Annotated in this window: 13 protein-coding genes; 8 read left to right on the top strand and 5 right to left on the bottom strand. The window is 67.0% G+C overall.

Annotation, left to right across the window (positions count from 1 at the left end; all coding sequences use genetic code 11):
* Positions 1–169 precede the first annotated feature (169 nt).
* A complete protein-coding gene (locus BWQ92_RS22280; RefSeq protein WP_076803298.1) occupies positions 170–1,411 on the top strand; it encodes an MFS transporter in 1,242 nt (413 codons plus the stop codon).
* 98 nt (positions 1,412–1,509) lie between these two features.
* On the top strand, positions 1,510–3,336 hold the full coding sequence (gene ggt, locus BWQ92_RS22275; protein WP_076803297.1) for a gamma-glutamyltransferase: 1,827 nt from the start codon (positions 1,510–1,512) through the stop codon (positions 3,334–3,336).
* An 11-nt stretch (positions 3,337–3,347) separates the two neighbouring features.
* On the opposite strand, the gene BWQ92_RS22270 is transcribed toward ggt, so the two are convergent.
* Positions 3,348–3,980 (bottom strand): hypothetical protein, encoded by a 633-nt coding sequence (locus BWQ92_RS22270; RefSeq protein WP_076803296.1) that lies wholly within the window; start codon positions 3,978–3,980, stop codon positions 3,348–3,350.
* 238 nt (positions 3,981–4,218) lie between these two features.
* Here BWQ92_RS22270 and BWQ92_RS22265 point away from each other — a divergent pair, with 238 nt between their 5' ends.
* The gene (locus BWQ92_RS22265; RefSeq protein WP_076803295.1) at positions 4,219–5,253 is read left to right on the top strand and encodes a hypothetical protein; all 1,035 of its coding nucleotides are present in this window, start codon (positions 4,219–4,221) and stop codon (positions 5,251–5,253) included.
* Entirely contained in the window at positions 5,250–7,106 is a 1,857-nt protein-coding gene (locus BWQ92_RS22260; RefSeq protein ID WP_076803294.1) for a DNA/RNA non-specific endonuclease, read from the top strand. The genes BWQ92_RS22265 and BWQ92_RS22260 overlap by 4 nt, the downstream gene beginning before the upstream one ends.
* Here BWQ92_RS22260 and BWQ92_RS22255 read toward each other — a convergent pair.
* Positions 7,056–10,829, bottom strand: a complete 3,774-nt coding sequence (locus BWQ92_RS22255) for a DUF3376 domain-containing protein (protein ID WP_157365242.1) — start codon at positions 10,827–10,829, stop codon at positions 7,056–7,058. The genes BWQ92_RS22260 and BWQ92_RS22255 overlap by 51 nt on opposite strands.
* A gap of 335 nt (positions 10,830–11,164) precedes the next feature.
* Between BWQ92_RS22255 and BWQ92_RS22245 the strand changes: the two genes are divergently transcribed.
* Complete coding sequence (locus BWQ92_RS22245) at positions 11,165–11,869, top strand: AfsR/SARP family transcriptional regulator (RefSeq protein WP_076803291.1); 705 nt, start codon at positions 11,165–11,167, stop codon at positions 11,867–11,869.
* 9 nt (positions 11,870–11,878) lie between these two features.
* Here the strand turns inward: BWQ92_RS22245 and BWQ92_RS22240 are convergent, their stop codons facing one another.
* The gene (locus tag BWQ92_RS22240) at positions 11,879–12,520 is read right to left on the bottom strand and encodes a hypothetical protein (RefSeq protein ID WP_076803290.1); all 642 of its coding nucleotides are present in this window, start codon (positions 12,518–12,520) and stop codon (positions 11,879–11,881) included.
* A 155-nt stretch (positions 12,521–12,675) separates the two neighbouring features.
* Here BWQ92_RS22240 and BWQ92_RS22235 point away from each other — a divergent pair, with 155 nt between their 5' ends.
* Both BWQ92_RS22235 and BWQ92_RS22230 read left to right on the top strand, forming a co-directional pair.
* On the top strand, positions 12,676–14,415 hold the full coding sequence (locus BWQ92_RS22235; RefSeq protein ID WP_076803289.1) for an HNH endonuclease signature motif containing protein: 1,740 nt from the start codon (positions 12,676–12,678) through the stop codon (positions 14,413–14,415).
* 102 nt (positions 14,416–14,517) lie between these two features.
* Positions 14,518–17,265, top strand: coding sequence for an ATP-dependent RNA helicase (locus BWQ92_RS22230; RefSeq protein WP_076803288.1), 2,748 nt, complete (start codon positions 14,518–14,520; stop codon positions 17,263–17,265).
* Between the two features lie 17 nt (positions 17,266–17,282).
* Here BWQ92_RS22230 and BWQ92_RS22225 read toward each other — a convergent pair whose 3' ends face one another.
* A complete protein-coding gene (locus BWQ92_RS22225) occupies positions 17,283–18,314 on the bottom strand; it encodes a glycosyltransferase family 4 protein (protein ID WP_076803287.1) in 1,032 nt (343 codons plus the stop codon).
* Positions 18,315–18,397: 83 nt separating this feature from the next.
* Positions 18,398–20,527: an amylo-alpha-1,6-glucosidase gene (locus BWQ92_RS22220; RefSeq protein ID WP_076803286.1), complete on the bottom strand. Its 2,130-nt coding sequence runs from the start codon at positions 20,525–20,527 to the stop codon at positions 18,398–18,400.
* Between the two features lie 249 nt (positions 20,528–20,776).
* Between BWQ92_RS22220 and BWQ92_RS22215 the strand changes: the two genes are divergently transcribed.
* A complete protein-coding gene (locus BWQ92_RS22215; RefSeq protein WP_083706488.1) occupies positions 20,777–22,957 on the top strand; it encodes an elongation factor G-like protein EF-G2 in 2,181 nt (726 codons plus the stop codon).
* Positions 22,958–22,987: the final 30 nt, after the last annotated feature.

Here is a 22,987-nt window from a genome sequence, read left to right as displayed (position 1 = left end):
GAAAGCGGCGCCGTGCGGACCGGAGCCGCACTACCAGGCTGCCGCCAACTCCCTTGGGCACGACGCTACGCCCGAACGGGCGGCGATAAAAGGGTCTCTGGCGGCCCTCCGTAAACACGGAGAGAATGGGTGCGTGCCCCAACTTCGCGCCGGGACGGACAGCGGGGCGATGAACCCGGCAGCCCGCAAGGTGCAGCGCATCTACCTGACGTTGACGCTGGGAAATACCCTTGCGGCCTCCTTCATCTGGGGCATCAACACGCTCTTCCTGCTCGATGCCGGGCTCTCCAACCTCGAAGCCTTTGCCGCGAACGCGTTCTTCACCGCCGGGATGGTCATTTTCGAGGTGCCCACCGGAGTGGTGGCCGACGGCTGGGGCCGCCGGGTTTCCTTCCTGCTCGGCACCGCCACGCTGTCCGTCTCGACGCTCCTCTACTATTTTCTGTGGCAACTCTCCGCGCCGTTCTGGTCGTGGGCGGTGGTGTCCGTGCTGCTGGGCCTGGGCTTCACTTTCTTCTCCGGCGCGGTGGAGGCCTGGCTGGTGGATGCGCTGCACTTCTCCGGGTACGACGGCGCGCTGGAGACGGTGCTCGGGCGCGGCCAGATGGTGTCCGGCACCGCCATGCTCATCGGGTCTGTCGCCGGCGGCGTGATCGCCCAGGCCACGGACCTGGGTGTGCCTTTCCTGCTGCGGGTAGGCGTGCTGATGGCGATGTTCACGGTGGCCCTGTGGCTGATGCACGACGTCGGCTTCACCCCCGAACGCTCAGCACATCCCCTTCGGGCGACGCGGGCCGTGCTGGCGGCCTCCATTGAGAAGGGCCTGAAAAATCCGCCCGTGCGCTACGTGATGCTGTCCGCGCCGTTTACGGCCGGAGTCGGGATTTATGTTTTCTATGCCCTGCAGCCGTTCCTGCTTGAGCTGTTCGGCGACCGCGGCGCGTACGCCATCGCGGGCCTTGCGGCGGCCATCGTTGCCGGGGCGGAGATTCTTGGCGGCTGGCTGGCACCGCGCGTCCGGCGCCTGGTCCGCAAGCGCACCACGGTACTGATCCTCAGCGGAGCGGGGAGCGCGGTGATCCTGGTGGCGCTCGGCTTCACCCGGGAGTTCTGGGTGGCCCTGGTGCTGCTGGCTCTGTGGGCCCTCGTGGCCGAGGTGGGGACTCCCGTGGGGCAGGCTTACCTCAATGACATGATCGAGTCCAGGCAGCGGGCGACGGTGCTCAGTTTCGCGTCCCTCATGGGGTCGAGCGGCGGCGTGGTGGTGCAGCCGCTGCTGGGGCGGACCGCCGACGTGTCCGGCTACCCGGCGTCGCTGGCGGTCAGCGGCGTGCTCCAGATACTCGCCGTGCCGTTCCTGTATGCCAGCCGCCGGCAGGGTGCCGCCGCGGATGAATCGCACGCCCGCTGAGTCCGCTTCCGGCGAATGTTTTCGCCGTTGAGTGTCCTTCCGCGGCGGAGTAGCGTGACATTACCGTCCACCCGCATTACACGAACCCGGGAGCGACCATGTCATACCTGAGAAGCCGAACAGCTGCCGTCACCACTGCACTGGCGTTGAGTGTGACGGCGGGGGCCGCCGCCACTCCCGCGTTCGCTGATGAGCGGGTCACAGAAAAGACCGCGACCGCCACCGGGTACGGCGGGGCAGTGAGCACCGTTGACCCGGAGGCATCCGCCGCGGCCATCGACATCCTCCGCAGCGGAGGCAACGCTGCAGACGCAGCCGTGGCCGCTGCAGCCACCCTCGGCGTGACCGAGCCGTACAGCGCCGGCATCGGCGGCGGAGGCTACTTCCTGTTCTACAGCGCACACACCGGCCACGTGAGCACCATCGACGGCCGCGAGACAGCGCCCGCCGCCATGCCGCGCGACGCCTTCATCGATCCGAAGACCGGCAAGCCCTACAACTTCACCCCGGAGCTCGTCACCAGCGGCGTCTCCGTGGGCGTGCCCGGCACACCGGCCACCTGGGAGCGCGCGCTGGACCGCTGGGGAACCAAGGACCTCGATGACGTCCTCGAGCCTGCCATCGAAGTGGCGGACCGCGGTTTTGTAGTGGACGAGACGTTCCGCCAGCAGACCCTCGACAACAAGCTCCGCTTCGAGGCGTTCACCTCCACCAGCGAGCTATTCCTCCCCGGTGGTGACGCACCCGCCGTCGACAGCATCTTCCGGAACCCGGACCTTGCGGCCACCTACCGGCTGCTCGCTGAGAAGGGAACCCGCGCCTTCTATCACGGGGACCTCGCGAAGGAGATGGCAGATACTGTCCAGGCTCCGCCGAAGACCGCAACCACCAAGCTGCCCGTCCCGGCGGGGCACCTGACCACGGCTGACCTCGCCAAATACGTCGCCCTGGACCAGGCGCCCACCCATGTGGAATACCGCGGCCTGGACGTCTACGGCATGGCGCCGTCGAGCAGCGGCGGCACCACGGTGGGCGAGGCGCTGAACATTCTTGAGCCGTTCGACCTTTCCGGGATGTCCACGCCGAGCGCGCTGCACCATTACCTTGAGGCGAGCGCGCTCGCCTTTGCGGACCGCGGCAAGTACGTCGGCGATCCGGCGTTCGTCGATGTTCCCACCGATGCCCTGACCGACCCGCTGTTCGGCAAGGAACGCTCGTGCGAGATCAACCCGAAGGTTGCAGCCGTGAAGCCGGTGGCTCCCGGCGACGTGGCCAATTACGACGGCGCGTGCCCGGCCATTGCGGCGGCCCCCGCCAGTGAGAAGGACACCGAGAACATCTCCACTACCAACCTGACGGTCGCGGACAAGTGGGGCAACGTCGTCGAGTACACCCTCACGATCGAGCAGACCGGCGGCTCAGGCATTGTAGTCCCCGACCGCGGGTTCCTGCTCAACAACGAGCTGACGGACTTCTCCACGGTGTACGACCCCAAGGACCCGAACCGGATTGAGCCCAACAAGCGCCCGCGGTCCTCGATGTCGCCGACGATTGTCCTCGAAGACGGCGAGCCGTTCCTGGCACTCGGTTCCCCCGGCGGTTCGACGATTATCACCACCGTTCTCCAGACGATCCTGAACAGGGTGGACCTGGGCATGAGCATCCCCGATGCCATTGCGGCTCCGCGGGCGGCGCAGCGGAACTCGGCCAAGGTCACCGCGGAGCCTGGCTTCATCGCGAAGTACGAGAAGCGGCTGATGCCGTTCGGCCACGTGTTCACACCGTCCGGAGATGCGTTCACCTCGGCAGCCGAGATCGGCGCAGCCACGGCCATCGAGTTCAAGTCCGACGGACGCATGGTCGCCGCAGCCGAGCCGGTCAGGCGCGGCGGAGGCTCCGCCATGGTGGTGACACCCTCAAGGTAAGGCCGTTCCTGTCAGGGCGAGGCCACAAGCACCTTGACTGTGCTCTCGCCCCCCAGGAACTTGATGCGCAGTGCCGCTTCACGCGTGGAGGCCGGAACCGTGAAGGTGACATCACCCGCCTTGCTTGCGTCGCCCGCGACCAGTTCGTTCAGTCCGGAGTCGGGGGCGGTGCTGATCCCTGCCACGTTGAGGCGGAACGTGGAATCCCAGAAGTTGAGGTCATACCGGCCGTAATTGGTGCACCGCACGGAGAACGTCAGGGTGATCTTCCCGTCGGCATCAGGCCGGGCCTGCGCCCGAAGCAGCTCATACTCTACGTCGCCAGAGCGGTATTTGCGCTGGTCCGGCAGGGTAACTGTCCATCCGGGGCTTCCGTCGGGTGAAATGCCGGGGTCTGCAGCCGGGCTGCCGCTCTGTTGTGAATTGCCGTTCCGGGGCGAATTGCCGGTTTGGGTTGCAGCCCCTGGCTGTGAAGGCCCGACGGCGGTCGGCGGACCCGACACGCTGCCAGACCTCCCGGCGTCGAACACGCCTAGCTGGCCCAGCCCGATAAGAAGTCCGGTCAGCGCGGTGATCACAGCAGCGGCGGCAGTCATCAGCCCCGGCAGCGTGCCCCACCAGCTGTTGGGTTTTTCCTCGCTCATGTCGGTCTCCCCTCGAATCCAGCACCAGGCACGAAGGTGATTAATCCCAATACTCCAGCCAAAAAGCCACCCGCGCCAGATCAACGACGCTCGCCGGTCCGGGGTGTCTGCGGCTGCCGCCGGCAGGACTGTAACGCTGCAGTAATGGTTGCGGGCCTAAGTTATTGTCCTGCTCCTGTGCGTGCCCACCCGTCACGTCCCCGGGAGCGGCTGGAAGCAGTGCAGTGGAAGGTTGGCCATGGAACTTGAATCACTTCCCGACGAGGTACTTGCCTCCATCGCGGACCGGAACGCATGGCGGAGCCAGATGGCGGGCAGCGACACTGCCCTGGAATTTCTCGTCTCCGACCTGGCCCGCTGGCAACCAGGCTCCGCCGTGCGGGTAGCTTTCCTTGACGGAGACACCGCACTCCATGCAGATGTGGCAGGGGCCACCAGGCAGATTAGTGACGCCTGCAACCTGGAACTGGACTTCGGCGTGGACGCCGCCGGAAACTACCGGCGCTGGCACGAGAACGACACTTTCCATGCGGCGGAGATCCGGGTCGGGTTCAACATGGGCGGCTACTTTTCCCTGGTCGGCACCGACAGCACCGACAGCACCATCGGCCCTCCGGCAGGGCCGGTGGGCGGACGGCCGAACCAGCGCAGCCTGAATCTTGGCGGATTCACGACGGAGCGGCCCGAAAGGTGGGAAGGCACCGTCAGGCACGAATTCCTGCATGCGCTGGCGTTCCACCACTCCCACCAGAACATGCGGGGCTCCTGCGAGGCGGAGTTCAGGTGGGATGACGATCAGGACTACGCGCCCACCACGAACGCCAAAGGGGTTTTCATTCCGGACGCGGCCGGACGCCGCCCCGGCATTTACACCTACCTTGCAGGCCCGCCAAACAACTGGCCCCGGGCGAAGGTGGACCACAATCTGCGAACCGTGGAGGATCCCGCTGTGGTTGCAGGGCCGTTCGACTCCGATTCGGTGATGCTGTACAGCTTTCCTGACTTTTTCTACAAGTCCAGTCCGAGCAGTTGCGCGCCCACCGGGAACGGCAAGGATCTCTCGGCCGGGGACCGCCGGGGCCTGGCGCTGCTGTACCCGCACGCTGCCGAACGGCTGGGAGACCTTCAGGAGCGTGCCGAAGCAGCCCTGGCGGCCATGGATGGTACAGGAAGTTCTCCGGAGACAGTAGAAGCGGCCGGCGGGGAGTACCGGGACCGCGCGCTGGAACTGCTGCACGCCCTTTCGGGAAAAGGTGAGGGAGTGGGGCGATGACCGGCCAGGAGTCTGCCAGCAGGAAAAGCGGGGCGGAGGAAGAGACCAGGAAGTCGCTGCGGCAGTTCATCAGGACCCGGGGAGCGGAGTATCTCAAAGACCCCAATATCTCTTCCATCGGGGTCGGGTACAAGATGAGTGAGGGCAGTCCAACCGGTGAGCTCGCCTTGCAGTTCACTGTCGACCGGAAAGCGGCACCTGATGAGCTTGAGGCACTCGGTACGGTGCCGATTCCCGGTGAGATCATCATCGACGGGGTAGCCGTTCCCACCGATGTGATCGAGCGCAGCTACCGGCCGGGTTTCCGCATTGTGGCCGAAGCCGAGCCGCCTGCCGCGAAGGTGCGGGTTGACCCCGTGCTGCCCGGGGTCAGCGTCGCCCATTATCAGGGCACAGCAGGAACGATCGGTTGCATTGTCTACGACAAGACTGACGGTGAACCGCTCGTGCTGAGCAACTGGCATGTGCTGCACGGGACCTGTGGGGCATTGGGGGACGTGGTGGTGCAGCCCGGACCATACGATGACAACAGAGTCGACCGGAACCGGCTCGGGGTTCTCAAGCGCTCGCACCTCGGTGTGGCGGGGGATTGCGCGGTAGCCACGATCGAGGGCCGTACCGTCAATCCGGAAATCCTCGGTGTCGGCGCCACACCGCGGGAACTGGGAGAACCGGAAATCGGCGACAAGGTCTTGAAGAGCGGCCGCACCACCGGCCTGACGCATGGCGTGGTCCGCCGTGTCGACGTGATCGCGAAACTGCACTATGGGGCCGCGGGTGAGCAGGCGATAGGCGGCTTTGAGATTGGCCTGGATGAGCAGAACCTGCCGGAGGACGGGGAGATCAGCCGGGGCGGTGACTCCGGTGCGGCCTGGCTCTTCAAGAACGCCGACGGAACCCCCGGAAATGTCCTTGCGGGGCTGCACTTCGCGGGAGAAACCGGGACCAGCGTGGACGAGCACGCCCTTGCCTGCCTGCCGCAATCCGTCTTCGAGAAACTCGGAATTACGCTGGTGCGGCCGGATTCCGGGGCAATCGCCGACGCGGTGGCCGTGGGTTATGACCCCTCCTTCCTGGGCGTCCGGCTCGACCCGCCAACCCTCGATGCCTCGCTTCAGGGGGACGCGGTGCCGCTGGACGGCTCGGACATAATTCCCTACACCCACTTCTCGCTTGTCATGAGTGCGGGCCGCCGGTTCGCCCGGTGGGTCGGCTGGAACATAGACGGCGGGGCATTGAAGAGGATCCCACGAAAGTCGCTTAGTTTCACGAAGGACCCGAGGATCCCGGGCAGGTTCCAGTGCGGGGATGAACTTTACAGCGACAACCGCCTGGACCGGGGCCACCTGGCGCGCCGTGCAGACCTGCTGTGGGGCGATCTCACGGAGGCAGAACAGGCCAACAAGGACTCGTTCTTCTTCACCAACATCACGCCGCAATTGGAGGACTTCAACCAGAGCGCCAGAAAAGGGGTGTGGGGGCGCATTGAAGACGCCGTATTCGCCGACGTCGACGTCCAGGATCTGAGGGTCAGCGTCTTTGGCGGTCCGGTGTTCCAGGCGAATGACCGCATATACCGGGGTGTCCCCTTGCCGAGGGAGTACTGGAAGATCGTCGCCTTCGTAGAGGATGGCCAGTTGCAGGGACGCGCCTTCCTGCTGACCCAGAACCTCAATCAGCTCGAAGCACTGGAGCTTGATGAATTCCGGGTATTTCAGGTCGCTGTCAGGGAAATTCAGGAGCGTACGCGGTTGGTATTCCCGGAAAACCTGCGCAACGCCGACACATTCACGGCACCGGAGTCACTGCAGGCCAGGGACCCGCTGGACCGGCCCGGGGACATCCGGTGGTGACACCTCGGCGCCTTTGCGTCGGGGGACCGTAACCACGGCATCCGACCGGTGCCTGAGCATCCGCGTGATCTCGGGCATCCACCAGACCGCCAGTCCCCAGGCCACGAATGCGGCGAAAAGGCAGAGGATGGTGCGTTCGGACTGGCGGAGGGTAGCGAGCAGAACCCAGACGCCCCAAGCGGCAAGAATTCCGCCGGCCGAGGCGGCGAGGCCGGTCAGCAGGGTGCCCACTGCAGTCAGCCAGTCACAGGTGAGCACCAGGGCCAGAACCAGCAGGCTGCAAGCCAGGACCGCCAGGGACTGCCAGTTCCGTGCCGCGGACCAATGCAGCAGTTCCGTGACGAGCGGCACGGCAACGGCCAGCAGGAGACCGGTGCACGCCAGTCCCCAGTCCAGTGCGGGATGCTTTCCGTGCACGGGTGCCGGCACCGACATGGCCCACTTCCGCGTCGCGACCGTGAGTATGCCCATGAAGACCAGGCAGACAACCACCATCAATTGCCTCGCCTGGCTGGCCGCCAGCCCCAGGGGCACCAGCAGCAGGATGACGGCCACCGGACCCGCCATGGCTTTTCGAGCCGCGGAACGCTGGTGACTGCGGTACTCCGTGGCTAAAAGCCGGTCACCGGAGAGGACCTCAAGGACGGGACGCCAGCGGCGGTGCCCATCGGCGAGCGCCACGAAAGCGAGTGCCAGGAAAATCAGGCCAGGCAGGACCAGCCCCAGATAGAGAAGGAACGGCTGTGCGCCAAAGACCGCGTTCTCCGGACGTGCCAGAACCCAGAGGGAAGCATCACCAAAACCCAGAATGAACGCCAGCCGGGCCGGGTGGACGATCGCCGGCAGGACCGCGAACAAGGGAACCAGCAGGACATGGAGCAGCCAGCTGCCCAAGGCGGTGGGAAGGTTGCCGTCCGGGCGCGCCCGCCAGAGTACGCGCAGCCCCCGCGACATGAGCATCATCCGGTAGGCGGCGCCAAGGTCTGACGGGCTATCGGCGCCGGCGCGGATGGACTGCCGCGCCTTCCGCCGATCTTCGGGAGCTGCGGCCTGCAGGCCAAACCATTGGTCCGTGAGCTGGTCCTGGAGCCAGGTGACGCGGTTCCGGGAACCTCTGGGCGCTTCTGCCGTGGACTCGTCGAATAATTCCTGGTCCCCGTCCAGTTCCGGGATTCGTGGGTTCTGGTCCACGGCCACCGTTTCCAGAAAACGCGAAATGCCGGCGGCTGCGTCCAAGCGTCCCCACCACCAGTCGTTTTCGCGCCAGTCCCTGGACAGGAACCCGCTGAAATTGGCCATCGTGTTGCCAGCAAGCTTGAAACGGGAGGAAAGGCTGGCGGCATCCGGGTTTAGCAAGTCCTTCAGGTCACAGGGTGACAGGCTTGGGTTCTTGAGGGCGAATGCCACCGCGCCTCGGCGCTCGCCGTCTTTCAGCAACGAGTAATCGCAGGCATGGGCGGGCCGTTCGTCGCTCCCTATCCGCCAGTACCGTATCCTCGCAACCACCGGCGGGATGCCGGCGGCGGCGAGGCAAGGGGCCAGGTCGTGGATTGTGAACCCGCAATCGGGTGCACTTAAGAGGGCGATCCGGGTCAGGTCGGGCCAGGGCGATTCCGTCCATTCGCGCAGCTCCGGATGGCTGCCGGCGTCCGCGGCCCTGTCGGTGAGGTCTGCGCTGTAGCGGACCAGCACTTCGAAATGCGACTGCAACGCAGCCCAACATTGCATGCGGCTCGGCTGGTTCGTTTCCGCCGCAGACAACCATGCCGCCATGATGTTTTCATGACGAACACTTTCGGCGCAGTCCGTTGATTTTTCGAGGACTGCCCAGATGGCTTGGTCCCGCAAGATCACGGCACTGTTGATCACTCCGTATATGCCGGTGCGAAGTGCATCGAAGGATGCGATGCTGTCCGTCAACTCCTTCGGAAATGATTCCGATTCCATGCGCCGGAGCCACGAGAAGGAGCATTGTGCGGCATCGAGCAACGCCTGGGCGTCACTTGTGAGCAGTCGGAATGCTGTCCCCTCCTCGTCCTGCCTGGAAATATCCCGGTACTTTTGGATGATCCTCGAATCCAGCCCGCTGAGCTCGTCGCTGCCGAGTGCACGGAAGTTGCGCCGGTCGGTGACCGTGGAGGCAACCTGCCACTCGTCAGGCCTGGTCAGCACCTGGGTGAGCAGATCCACGTCCGCCGAGGCACGGTAGCGGACGTAGGCCCGGCGCCTGTCCACGGCGATCTCCGTGGACCACCGGTCGGACAGCACGGCGGCCAGGGCTTCCGACCGGCCGAGGTTCAAAGATAAGGCGTTCACGTAGTCGACGTATTCCTTGACCTCGGAGTCAAGGGACTCCCTGCGCTTTAGCCGCAGGGCGGACGCCCCGACGGCGTTGAGGAAGCGTGACAGGTTCTCGCTGCGGCTTGTGGGCAAGGAATCTCCGACGCTGTCAGGGTCAAGATACAGAAGCGCCCTGTGCGCCGGGCGCTGGGACACCCGGCCCCTTGCTGCGGTCAGCGCCCTGCCTATGGGAATGTTGTCAAACACGCCGCCGTCCACCACATGGAAGACGGCTTCCCCAGGGAGGTCGGACGATGACCGGTGTGATCCGAAGGCATGCCGCATGTTGGGTTTCCCCCGCGAAGGCTGCAGGGTTTGAGGGCCTTCCATGGAAAAGATCGTTGCCGGTTCAAAGGCGCCGGGAAACGACGACGTCGACCGCGCGGCATAGGCGAGCCGCGCCAGGTCCGCGGAGACTTCGGGAGGCAGCGCGGCCGCACGGCCCGTGCCCGCGGCGCCCGGTCCGCTGCCACCGGCGAAGTCGTTCCGTACCGGGATCCTGTTTTCGAGGACCGGGCCGTTGCCGGATGCGGCCGACGCCGCATGGCGACCTTCAAAGTGGAAGCTTCCCCGCCCCTCCTGCACGTCAGGGTTTCGTGAGACCTCGCTGTCCAGAATAGTGGCCGACAGGTCAATCGTGAGGTGCTCTGGAATCAGGGCCTGGTGACGGCGGTCGGTGGCATGGATCCGTTCCAGCGCGCGCAGGATTCCCGGGAAAAAGTACTCGTCGCCTTGCAGGATGGAGTTGACCTTTCGGAGACCGGGCGGCCGCATGAGCTCCTGGAGTCCGCCGTCACGTTGCCAGGTCTCCAATATGTCTTCGTCGGGTGCAGCCCCGACCATCTGTGCCACCGAATAGAGGATGCAGTTCAGCCCGCCGGCGCTGGCGCCTGCCAGGATGTCGATTTCCACCCTGTCGTAGCGGGTCTCCGCGAGCAGCGTCGAATAGGCCGTGGCCCGACGGAGAATGTGGGCGGCTGCGGGATTTTCTGCGAGTCCCTCGGTGCCACTGAAGTAGAACGCGGTGAGATCCGGCCTGTCCCGCGCGTCGGCGCGATCCGGAATGCAGATCCGCAGGCGCCGGAGAATGTCCAGTTCGGCCACGCAACCGCCGATCCAGACTGCGAGGCTGACCCCTCCGCGCATCGCAAGCGCAATTCTCAGCGTCCGCCCGAACGCCGGTTGGAGCCCCGAGGCCTCCGGTGTCTGGTCCGGGCCGAGGACCCGCAGTTGTACTCGTGGCGGGCGTTGCCTCCCCCTGACGAATTCCTCCACGGCCTGACGGAAATCCGGATCTTTGCCGGCAGCGGCATCGATGGCTGCCGCGACGTCGTGGAGGAGCTCCGGATCAGCGGGGTTCTGGCGCATGCGGGCGAGCGCCACGGCCACGGACTGGGGCAGGTCCGGACCGAACGGACCGGGCCGTGACGCAGCGGCGGACTGGTCCCGCGTTCTCCCGGCAGCTTGCCCCAGATGTGATGCAGCCGCTTGTCCCAATGTTGAGTAAGCCAAGGAAACCCCTGCAACTGAACGATTGTCGTCCCAGTATGGCGCCGCGCCCGTCCAAGTACCTATAGCTGGCGGAACGGCGTGAAAAGTAATAGCTGGCAGTCATGCTTGCTGCGGCCCCTGATGATGATTGACAGAGGCCGCGCGACTGCGCATTCTCGTTCCTAGATCTATCCCGGATCTCTAATCTGCAGGATTTGGGGGCGGGCATGTCCGGTGATGATGCTGGTGGTTTTCAACTTAGCCTGTTTCAATCGTGGCAACTTCGGCAGGGCGGCGAGGCCTTGCACGTCCCCCTGCGCCAGCAACGGCTGATCACGGCTTTGGCTCTGAAGGGACCGCGGTCCCGGAGCTATCTGGTCGGTCTTCTGTGGCCGGCGCACTCGGAGCCCAAAGCCCTGGACAGCCTCCGGGTGAGCGTCCATCTCATCGCCCGGCAGGTGCCGGGCTTGCTGGCCAACGGTGGTGCAGTGCTGTCATTGAACGACACAGTGGAGGTTGATCTTCACCGCCTCCACCAAGAGATTTTGCAGCCGGGCCTGGGGTGCGGGGATGGCCACGCCGCCGCATTCCTTTCCGACCTGCGCCGTGCTGATCTGCTGCCCGGGTGGTACGAAGACTGGGTCATGGCCGAGCAGGCAGAGTTTCGTCGTGCGCGCCTGCACGCCCTGGTCGGCCTGGCAGGTGAGCTGTTCGGGCGTGCGGAGTACCGGCTGGCGCTGGAGGCATCTGAGGCGGCTCTGGACCTGGAGCCGCTGTACGAGCAGGCTGTACGAGTCGTCGTTGAAGTCGAACAGCTGCAGGGGAACAGGGTGGCGGCGCTTCGTGCCTTCGAAAACTACAAAGCGCGCCTGATGGCGGAAATGGGCCTCGTTCCTTCGGAGGCGCTTCAGAAGATGGTCGCCGAGGGGTGAGAGCAACGGCTATTGATGGCCGCCGTCGCCGGGGCCCGGCAGCAGCTGCCGGTTCCTGATCTGCGACGGTCCGAACTCCACCTTCAGCGGACGGATTTCCCACGAGCCGCTCCGCTCCCGCGATCGGCCTTCTCCGGACCGGCCCTCTCCAGAATGGTCACGCGACTTCGGCTTGCCTATGGCCACGTGGGGGTGCCACCGCGGGTACCTGTAACCCAGAGCCGGGGAGCTGAGGATGAAGTCGTCGGGGTTGTCCACCAGCAGGTCCTCCAGCAGTTCCCGGAGGGCTGCGACGAGAGAGACCTGAAAATCGCGTACGTGCTGTGGCACCTCCACATCGAGGCCGGATACCCTGCCGCCGCCGAACAGAACAAGCCTCTCCGCCGTTCCGGTGAACCCCTCCAGCACGGGCAGCGCACGGAGCCAGTCGGCGGTTTTGACGGCGGCCGCGGCGGGATCTGTGGCCCCCTTGGTCCAGGCCACAACATCGGCGGCAAAGTCGTCGAGAATGCCGATGTGAAGCAGTGTCATGTGGAGGCCCTCCGGCTTGCGCAGCCCGTCGGCGTACGCTGCCAGCTGTTCATAGTCCGCGGGCCGGTCACCGACGCCAAGCACGGGAACCTCAACCGTGATGCGCGGAAGCCTCAGCATCCGGACCTCCTTGTCCTGGGCAGCCTTGCCCTTTGATCCGCTGGCGTGGGCTGCCGTCGCAATTGTCGCCTGTAGATCATGCCATTATGCGCTTCCGGGGCCGCCCGATCCTCCGGCCGGGCGTTTTTGTCAGTGCCCCTTCTCATACTGGGGGTATGGATAACAGCGTGGCTGCTGCGGAGGTGTTGGAGGCTCTTGGTGCCTCTGCTTTGGCGCTGGCGGCCGAGCTGAGGGGGGCTGCTGATCCGGGTGCGGCCGGCGGGGATTTCCAGCCGGATCCGGTTGATCCTCTTGGGGAGCAGGCGACTGCATGCCTGGACGGCCTGAGGGTGGTGGGCGGGATGGAGGCGCGGCTTGCGGCTGTGAAGGTGGAGCTTGCTGCCGGGTACGTCACGGCGGACGCGGCGATGGCAGTCCCGGTTGGCAGCCCGCAGGACGCGGCCGTTCGGCAGATGGCCGTGAGGGCGGAGGTGGCCGGCGCGCTGACCATTAGCGAAGGCGCTGCCGAACGGCTGCTGGTTGAATCGGACATGCTGACCAGGGAACGGCCGATGACACTTGCCGCGCTGCAGCTGGGCCGTATTTCGTGGCAGCACGCGCGGATCATGTGCGATGAGACCGAAGGGCTGTCACCTGAAGCGGCCGCAGCGTTCGAGGCCCACTTCCTGGATCCTGATGCTCCGAACGCGGCGCGGGGCTGCTTTGCCGGGGAGCTGGCACCGGGCAGGTTCCGGGCGAAGGCCCGGTATTGGCGGGAACGGCACCACCCGGACAGTATTGAAACCCGGCATTCCAGGAGCGTGAAGGACCGGCGGCTGGAGTACTCCCCGGACCGGGACGGCATGGCCTGGATCTCGGCGTTCCTGCCCGCGGACCAGGCCGCCGGGATCTGGAACCGCACCACCGCCATAGCGCGTGGTCTTCAAGGGCCGACCGAAATCCGCACCCTCACCCAGCTCCGGGCCGACGTCTTTTCCACCTCGCTGCTCCGTCCAGCCCCGGGGATTACCGGTGGGGCAGCTGGTGCCGGCCAAGGAGGCTCCTTCCCCGGAGGCTCCGCCCCTGCCGGTGAGATGACGGCCGGTGAGGTGCCGTCCCCGCAGGCGCAGGTGCTGGTCACGGTTCCGGTGTTCTCGCTGCTCGGCCATACCGACGAGCCCGCCACGCTCGACGGGTACGGGCCGATCCCGGCCTCCATGGCCCGCCGGCTTGTCGCCAACGGCGCAACGTCGTTCTTCCGGGTCCTGACCGACCCCCGCGACGGGGCGCCGCTGGAGATCGGGCGCACCAGCTACCGGCTCACCAAACCGATGCGGCAATGGCTGCGCCTCCGCGACGCCAAATGCACCTTCCCCAACTGCACCAACCACTCCCTGGACAACGACGCCGACCACATCCTCGCCTGGGCCGACGGCGGCGGCACCGGCGTGACCAATCTCGGCCAGCCCTGCCCCAAACACCACAGACTGAAACACGCCACGGCGTGGAGACCGGTCGGCGCCACCCTGGAAAGCCCGCCCGGCTGGATCTCACCATCCGGGCGCCATTACCCCGCCGAACACCAGGACTGGGAACCACCCACCTGGCCAGACAACTTTGCGCCAGGCAACTTTGCGCCGGACAACTTTGCGCCGGACAACTTTCAGCCGGGCTGGTCCGACGCGTCCCCCAGCCAAGACTGCCCGGAACTGCCACCAGGCCGCGCCTTGCCGGAACCACCCGACTGGTTCGGCGCGCCATCCGGCCACGCCGAGCCGGAACCGTCCGACTGGCCTGATCCTCCGGACCAGCCACACGATCCCCAGGATTTCGACGAGATCGATGAGCGGGACGACCCTGAGCCACCCCTGCCCTTGGACCCTTGGCCCAACTGGTCATCAGTCACAGCTGCGTAGAGAAGTCACTGCCGGCGGAAGTGCGGCCGCCATTAGACTGCCTGCTCCTGTCCATGCCTGTCTTCGTCAGGTCCCACCGCTGCCGACCGGCACAATGGAAGGGTGACTTCCGCGCTCCCTCTGGCATCCTCCGCCCCCTTCAACCTGGACTCCATCGGCTCCGGGCTGGTCTTTGCGGAGTCGCTGGGAGAGCTGGCCGGCGTGCTCCAAAAGCAGGGCGCCGGCGGAGCAGCTGTGGTCCAGGCACCGCCGGGCACCGGAAAAACAACTTTGGTGCCTCCGCTGGTTGCCAACCTTGCGCAGGGTTCCACAGCGGAGGGGCAACCGCGCATCGTGGTCACCCAGCCGCGCCGCGTTGCGGCGCGTTCGGCTGCGCGGCGGCTGGCGGCCCTGGACGGAACGAAGCTGGGGGACAGGGTGGGCTACACCGTCCGCGGCGAACGGCAGGCCGGCCCCGCCACCCTCATCGAATTTGTGACGCCGGGAATTCTGCTGCGGCGCCTGCTGGCCGACCCTGGCCTGGAGGGTACCGCTGCCGTAATCCTCGATGAAGTGCACGAACGCGGCCTGGAAACCGACCTGCTGGTGGGCCTGCTCGCCGAGGTGCGCCAGCTGCGTGGTGACCTCATGGTCGTCGCCATGTCGGCGACCCTGGACGCGCCGCGGTTCGCCGCCCTGCTCGGTGGGAACGAGGAAGGGAACGAGGACGGGAACATGGGCGGAGAGCACGGCGGGGAGGCCGACGGCGGCGGGCCGGCTCCCGTCGTCGACTGCCCTTCTGCGCTTCACCCGCTGGAGACGGCGTGGGCGCCCGCTCCCGCGGCGCGCCTGGACGGGCGCGGCGTGACGCGCGCCTTCCTTGACCACGTGGCGGACACCGCCGCGGCGTCGCACGCCGAAGCTCTCGCCGCCGATCCCGGCACTGACGCCCTGGTGTTCCTGCCGGGTGTTTGGGAAGTGTCACACGTGGCTGGTCAGCTGCGCACCCGGGTGGGTCCCGGCGTTGAAATCCTGGAACTCCATGGACAAGCCAGCCCAGCCGCCCAGGACCGTGCCGTGTCCGGCCGCCAACCGGGGGAGCCGTCACGGATCATCGTATCCACAGCGCTGGCCGAATCGTCCCTGACCGTGCCCGGGGTCCGGCTGGTGGTCGACTCCGGGCTGTCCCGCGAACCGCGCCGCGATGCCGGCAGGGGCATGACGGGCCTCGTCACCGTCTCCTGTTCCCGGGCCTCCGCGGAACAGCGAGCCGGACGGGCGGCACGGCAGGGTCCGGGGAAGGTGGTCCGCTGCTACGACCAGAAGACACTCGGGGCGGCACCTGCACACCAGACTCCCGAGATCGCAGTGTCCGACCTCACCGGAGCGGCCCTGATCCTGGCATGCTGGGGCGCACCGGGCGGACGCGGGCTTGCCCTGCCGGACACGCCGCCCCCGCTGGCGATGGCGGACGCCACTGAAGTGCTGCGCGAGCTTGGCGCGGTGGGGGACGACGGCCACGCCATGGAGCTGGGCAAGGCACTGGCACGCATACCCGCCGATCCCCGGTTGGGACGCGCCCTGCTGGTGGGGTCGGCGCTGCTCGAGGAACGGCAGGCTGGCAGCGGTTCGGCGTCCCCCGCACATGCTGGTTTTGGAACGGCAGCCGAGGTGGTTGCCGCCGTGGCAGGTGACCAGCGCGCCAACGGAGCCGACCTTCCCCGCCTGGTGTCGACGCTACGCTCCGGCAAGGATCCCGCCGCCAGGCGCTGGGCTGAGGAGGCCCGGCGGCTGGACACGCTTGCACGCCAGGCAGCGACCGGCGTCGGGCTTCCTTTGGTGGAGGTTCCCTCCGTGGAACTGCCGGCAGGAAGTGCCGAACAGGTCGGCATGGTTGTGGCTCTCGCCTTCCCGGGCCGGGTGGCACGCCGCGTGCCCGGAGATGGGCCGGAACGCTACCTGCTGACCTCCGGTACCCGGGCCGGGCTGCCCGCCGGCAGCCCTCTGGCCGGACACGAATGGCTGGCCGTCGCCGAAGTTGCCCGGGCGGACGGGCGGGACGCCGCCGGGACCGGCGCGGTCATCCGCTCCGCCGCACCGCTCACGGCGGACGCGGCCGAGGCCGCCGCAGCGCACCTGCTGCGCGACTCGGTGGAGGCGGCCTTCAGTCAAGGGAAGGTGACGGCCCGCAGGGAGCGTCGGCTGGGCGCCATCGTCCTGTCCTCCACGCCGGTGCCGGCATCCGCGGCGGATGGCCACGCCGCCGTCGCCCGGGCAGTGGAGGAGCAGGGACTCGGAGTTATCGGATGGTCGACGTCGGCCGATGGACTGCGACGCCGTCTCGCTCTGCTGCACCGGGAGCTGGGTGATCCGTGGCCTGACATGTCCGAGCAGGCGTTGCTGGCACGGCTCGACGATTGGCTTGGTCCCGAGCTCGAGGCGCTGGCCGGAGGGGTGTCAACCTCCGGCATCGACCTGGCGGACCCGATTCGACGACTGCTTCCCTGGCCCGACGCCGCCCGGTTGGGTGAGCTCGCCCCGGAGTTCCTGGAGGTGCCCAGCGGTTCCCGCGTCAGGATTGATTACCCGCAGGCAGAGGACGACGGCGGCAGGCCGGTGGTCGCAGTCAAACTCCAGGAATGCTTCGGCTGGGACAGGACACCGCGGCTGGCGGATGGAAAGGTGGCGGTGCAGTTTCACCTGCTGTCACCGGCCAGGCGGCCGCTGGCCGTCACGGACGACCTCGCCTCGTTCTGGTCAGGGCCGTATGCACAGGTCCGCGCCGAGATGCGTGGCCGTTATCCCAAACACCCGTGGCCAGAGGACCCCTGGACCGCGACGGCTACCGCACGGACCAACGCCCGAAAGTAATTAGCTCCCGGAAATGGTTACCGTGCTGAAGTGACCCCGATCAGCCGGGTGTAGAGGGCCAAATGGTCCTCGACCATGCGCTCGGTGCTGAAGCGGTCCTCGGCCTGAGCCCGGACTGTCGCCCGGTCCAGGTCCGGCGCGCGCAGCAGGAGACGCGCCAGTTCCTCTGGGGCCGAGGCCAGATAACCGGTGACGCCGTCGTCTATGACCTCGGGGGCTGACCCTATTGGGGTGGCGACGACCGGAGTGCCGGTGGCCATCGCCTCAATCATCACCAGGCCGAACGGCTCCATCCATTGGATCGGGTTGAGCAGGGCGACGGCTTCACCCAGCAGCTTGTACTTGTCCGCGCCGCCCACTTCGCCGAGGAATTCCACGTCCGGCCGCAGCATCGGCTCCACGACGTCGTGGAAGTACTGCACCTCAGCCGGTTCCCGCATCTTCGCCGCGATGCGAAGCGGAATCCCTGCCAGCCGGGCCACTTCGATGGCCTCCACCACGCCCTTGTCCGGGCACATCCGCCCGAGGAAACACGCATAGCCGCCCTGCCCCTGACCCACCGGAACGGCTGACAGTTCCATGCCGTGCGGGATGATTGCCGCGACCCGGTCGGCCAGCGCGCTGCTGACCTGGCTCCTGGAAATGGCGATCAGGGTTGTGTCCCGGGCGGCTGCGCCATAAACGGCGGTAAAGGAGGGGTTCAGGTCGCTGTGGAGCGTGGTCACCACCGGCAGCCCCTCGGGACGCCCGCGGTAGAGCGGGCCGGCGAGGGTGTGGTCGTGGACCAGGTCAACCATGCCGTCCATCCCGGCATACGCGTTGACGACGTGGCTGAGTTCGGAGGAGGTGAACCCCACGAAGTCAGGTTCGGAGGGGCGCATGCCGGGGAGCTGCGGCACAGGGCAGGTGCTGTCCGCCGCGCATGCGAGCAGAACCTCATGGCCGGCCCTGGAAAATCCCCTGGCAAGGGCGTCGACCACCAGTTCGATGCCTCCGTACCCGGTGGGGGGAATCGGATACCAAGGCCCCGCAATTAAAACGATACGCATCCGCAGCTCCCTTGTTGTCCGGATGTTCTGAGACCGTTTTAACTACTGAGACCATTCAGTTATGGGTGGGACCGGTGCCCTGGCTAGTGCCTCATCAGCCGTGCCAGCGGCGGACGGGGCTCGTGCAGCAAGGTCAGGCCCTGGCGCAGGCCATCGATTGACCCTTCGGTGCCGGTGGCTTGGACGGTGATACGGGCCGAGTCCATCTGTACGTGGTCCGCCCGGAAGCTGCCGAACGCAGCCGGAAGCACGGGGGCCAGGCAGACCTCCTCGCGGGGAAGCAGCGGATCGAAGCGCAGCAGGATCCGCATCAGGTGCACCGGCGCGGCCGAGGCCCAGGCCTGCGGCGAGCAGGACGTGGGGAAGGGGACGGGGTCGGGGAAATCGTCCCGCGAGAACCCGCAGAAAAGTTCCGGCAGCCGCCCGTCGAACTTTTCCGCCGCATCAAACAGGCCCATGGCAATGCGCGTGGCCTCCTCGACAAACCCGTACCGCATCAGTCCGCCGGCTATGAGGGCTGTGTCGTGCGGCCACACCGAACCGTTGTGGTAGCTGACGGGGTTGTAGGCGCCCATGTCGGAGGCGAGAGTACGGATACCCCAGCCGGTGAACATCTCCGGCGACATGAGCCGCTCCGCCACGAGGGGCGCCTTGTCCGCGTCGACGATGGCTGACCACAGGCAGTGGCCCATGTTGGACGCGCAGGCATCCACCGGACGCTTGTCCTTGTCCAGGGCCACGGCAAAGTACCCCTTTTTGGGGAGCCAGAATCTGTCGTTGAACTCGGCCTTGATGTCAGCGGCCTTGCGGTTCCACTTTGACGCCATGTCCGTATCGCCCAGCTGCTGGGCGAGCAGTGCCCGTCCGAGGTAGGCGCCGTAGACGTAGCCCTGCACCTCGCACAGCGCTATTGGGGCCTCCGCCATGCTTCCGTCGGCGAAGTTGATGCCGTCCCAGGAGTCTTTCCAGCCCTGGTTCAGCAGTCCGTGTTCGTTGGCGCGCTGGTACTCCACGAAGCCGTCGCCGTCCCGGTCGCCGTAGTTCTCTATCCAGTCCAGGGCCCGGTCGGCGTGCGGCAGCAGCGAGTCCAGCAGGTCGCCCGCCAGGCCCCAGCGTCCCAGCTCCGCCAGCAGTGCCACGAACAGCGGAGTTGCATCGGCTGTGCCGTAGTACGCCTGGCTGCCGCCGAGGGCCAGCCCGGCGGTGACGCCCAGCCGCACCTCGTGCAGGATCCTGCCCGGTTCCTCCTCGGTGTCCGGATCCACTTTTTTGCCCTGCAATGCTGCCAGGGTCTGCAGGGTTCCTGTGGCCAGCTTCGGATCCACCGCCAGGGCCATGTAGGAGGACAGGATCGAGTCCCTGCCGAACAGCGCCATGAACCACGGGGCACCGGCGGCGACGGCGGCCCGCTCGGGATGCTCCGGGTCGAAGATCCGGAGGGCACCCAGGTCCTCCTGGCTCCGGGTGAGGACTTTTTCCACGTTCTTGTCAGTTACGGTGAGCCGGGGAACATGCTCCTCCCAGGCGGCGTAGCGTTGCGCGCCCACGTGCGGGGCAGTCTCGTGGGTGAATGGCTGCTCAGGGAAGGCGCCGTCCACCAGGGGAGTGGTGAACACGCTGGCGGTCCAGGTGCCCCGGGCGGCCAGGTCGGCGTCGAACGTCAGGGCATCCTCGGTGACCATGGCACCCTGGGCGCTGATCACCACGCCGCGGTGGATTCCGTTGCGTATGGCGTCAATCTGCAGGGCCTCGGCCCGGACCTTCCGGCTGTGCTCGGCGGACGGGACGACCTTTCCGCCCTTGACGTCGAACAGGTCGCTCAGGTCCGCATCCACCCTGATTTGGATCCGGCAGGTCAGCGGCTTTTCGGAGTAGTTGTGGACCTTGATGTCGTCCCGAAGCCCGGGCCCGACCGTCCGGTTGTGCTCCACCACCAGCGGGCTCTCCACAGCGCCGCTGGCTCCGCGCGGCCTGCCGATGAACACAGCCCGGTACGGTTCGCGGGTCTGGCCGGACAGCGGCTCCAGCGGAACGCCGTCGACCGTCAGCTGCCAGCGGGACAGAATCCGGGTGTCCTGGTAAAACGCACCCTGCGGCTGGCCGGGAAACACGTCCCCACTCTCGGCGGAGATGCAGAAGGAGGAGCCCTCCACCACGGTCACCGCTGTCAGTCCGGCTGATCCTGCACCGATATTTTCATTCCACGCACTCATCGACTGCTCCCTGGCGACTGGTCGGTTGGCATGGGCCGGCCCGTGCGGCCACGTTATCCATCGTGCCCCTACCGGGATGGCACCGCAACGGGTTATTCGCTTTCGGTGGGCTGGCGCGGAGAGCCGCGCCGCCGCGCCGTCGGACTCCTGCTGAGGGGCCCTGACCCCTTGCTGAACAGCAGCTTTAGGTGTCGAATCGTCTTACTAAGGCCGCTTGGCGGCTCACGACTAGCACGCCGGGAGATGGTCATGTCGGTAAAAGGCACTAACGGCCGGGGCAAGGGTCCGGGCCGCGGCAGCTCCGATCTCCGGCGGGCGGACGCGTCCGCCGGAGCGCCGGTGGACAAGCCGGAGGGCATCCGCAATGTCGCACTGGTGGGACACTCCGGAGCCGGCAAAACCATGCTGCTCGAGGCCCTGCTCGCCGCCGCCGGGACAATTCCACGGATGGGCTCGATCGTTGACGGCAACACGGTCAGCGATGCGGAGCCGTCGGAGATCCACCAGCAGCGCTCCGTGGTGCTTTCCGTGGCGCCGCTGGTTTACGACGGCGTGAAGGTGAACCTGCTGGACACGCCCGGTTATGGGGACTTCACCGGCGAGCTGCGGGCCGGGCTGCGCGCTGCGGACGCGGCGCTGTTCGTGGTGTCGGCCGTGGACGGCGTCGATGCCGCCACCACCGCGCTCTGGGCGGAGTGCGCCCAGCTGGACACACCGCGGGCCGTGGTGATCACGCGGCTTGATCATCCACGGGCAAATTTCGAGGCCGCCCTGGCCGCCTGCCAGCGCGCGTTCGGGCAGTCCGTGGTGCCTGCCTACCTCCCGGTGCGAACGGACGGGAGTGTCACGGGGCTGCTCGGCCTGCTGTCCGGCCAGGTGTCGGAGTACGACGGCGAATCCCCGGAGCCCGCCGTCCGGGACGCCAGTGCCGATGAGCGTGCCGCTGCCGAGTCCGAACGCGGCACGCTGATCGAGGGGATCATCTCCGAGAGCGAGGATGAGTCCCTGATGGATCGCTACCTCGGCGGTGAGGATATCGACGCCGATGTCCTGGTGGGGGACCTCGAAAAAGCTGTGGCACGGGGATCGTTCTTCCCTGTTCTGGCGGCATCGGCCGAGACCGGCCTCGGCATGACGGAACTGCTGGAGATGCTGACCCGGGCATTTCCCACGCCTCTGGAGCGTGCCGTGCCGGACGTGACCGATCTTGCCGGCGAGCCTGCGGGGCCGCTGACGTGCGACCCGGACGGACCTCTGGCGGGTGAGGTGGTGCGCACCACCATCGACCCGTTCCTGGGACGGGTGTGCCTGGTGCGCGTCTTCTCCGGCACGCTGCGCGAGGATTCGGCAGTGCACGTGAGCGGCCGCGGGCTGGCCGAACGCGGCCATGAGGACCACGACAGTGACGAGCGGCTGGCCCACCTGTATTCGCCGCTGGGGGCGAACCTGCGGCCCATCCCGTACTGCGTGGCAGGGGACATCTGCGCCATCACCAAGATTGGCAGCGCGGAGACCGGCGATACCGTGTCAGCGAAGGATGCCCCGCTGCTGATCACCGCGTGGGACATGCCCGAGCCGCTGATGCCGCTCGCCGTCGAGGCCGCCACCCGCAGTGATGAGGATGCCCTCGCCAAGAGCCTGGGCAAGGTGGCCGCCGGAGACCCGACCCTAAGGGTGGAGCGCAATTCGGAAACCCACCAGCTGATCCTGTGGTGCATGGGTGAGGCCCACGGCGAGGTGGTCCTGGACCGGCTGCGTGACCAGGGCGTGAAGCTGCAGACCGTGCCGGTGGTGACGCCGCTGCGGGAAACGTTCGCCGCCCCCGCGGCCGGACACGGGCGCTACGTCAAGCAGTCGGGCGGCCACGGCCAGTACGCGATCTGCGACATCGAGGTGGAGGCGTTGGAACGCGGGGCCGGCTTCGAGTTCGTGGACAAGACCGTGGGCGGGGTGGTGCCGAACCAGTTCATCGGCTCGGTCGAGAAGGGCGTGCGGGCCCAGATGCAGAAGGGCGTGTCGGCGGGCTTTCCGGTGGTGGACATCCGGGTGACCCTGGTGGGCGGCAAGGCGCACAGCGTCGACTCCTCCGACGCGGCGTTCCAGTCCGCCGGTGCACTCGCGCTGCGGGAGGCCGCGGCCGCCGGGCGGATCCAGCTGCTGGAGCCAGTCTCTTCTGTCACCATCAGCATCCCCGACGAGTACGTGGGGTCTGTCATGAGCGACCTGTCGGCCCGCCGTGGCCGGCTCACGGGTACGACGTCGTCCGGCGGCGACGTCACGGAAGTCACCGCCGAGGTCCCGGACGGGGAGCTCCTGCGGTACGCGGTCCAGCTGCGGGCGCTGACTGCCGGCACCGGCCGCTTCCGCCGCAGTTACCTGCGGCACGAACCCGTCCCGGGCAACGTGGCGCCTGCGGCGGCGAACGCCTGATTGCAGGGCAGACGCCCATGGTGCAGAACC

Source organism: Arthrobacter sp. QXT-31, from assembly GCF_001969265.1.
Lineage (GTDB): Bacteria > Actinomycetota > Actinomycetes > Actinomycetales > Micrococcaceae > Arthrobacter.
Note: the sequence above shows the minus strand (reverse complement) of the source record. Positions and strands in the feature narration are given on the sequence as shown.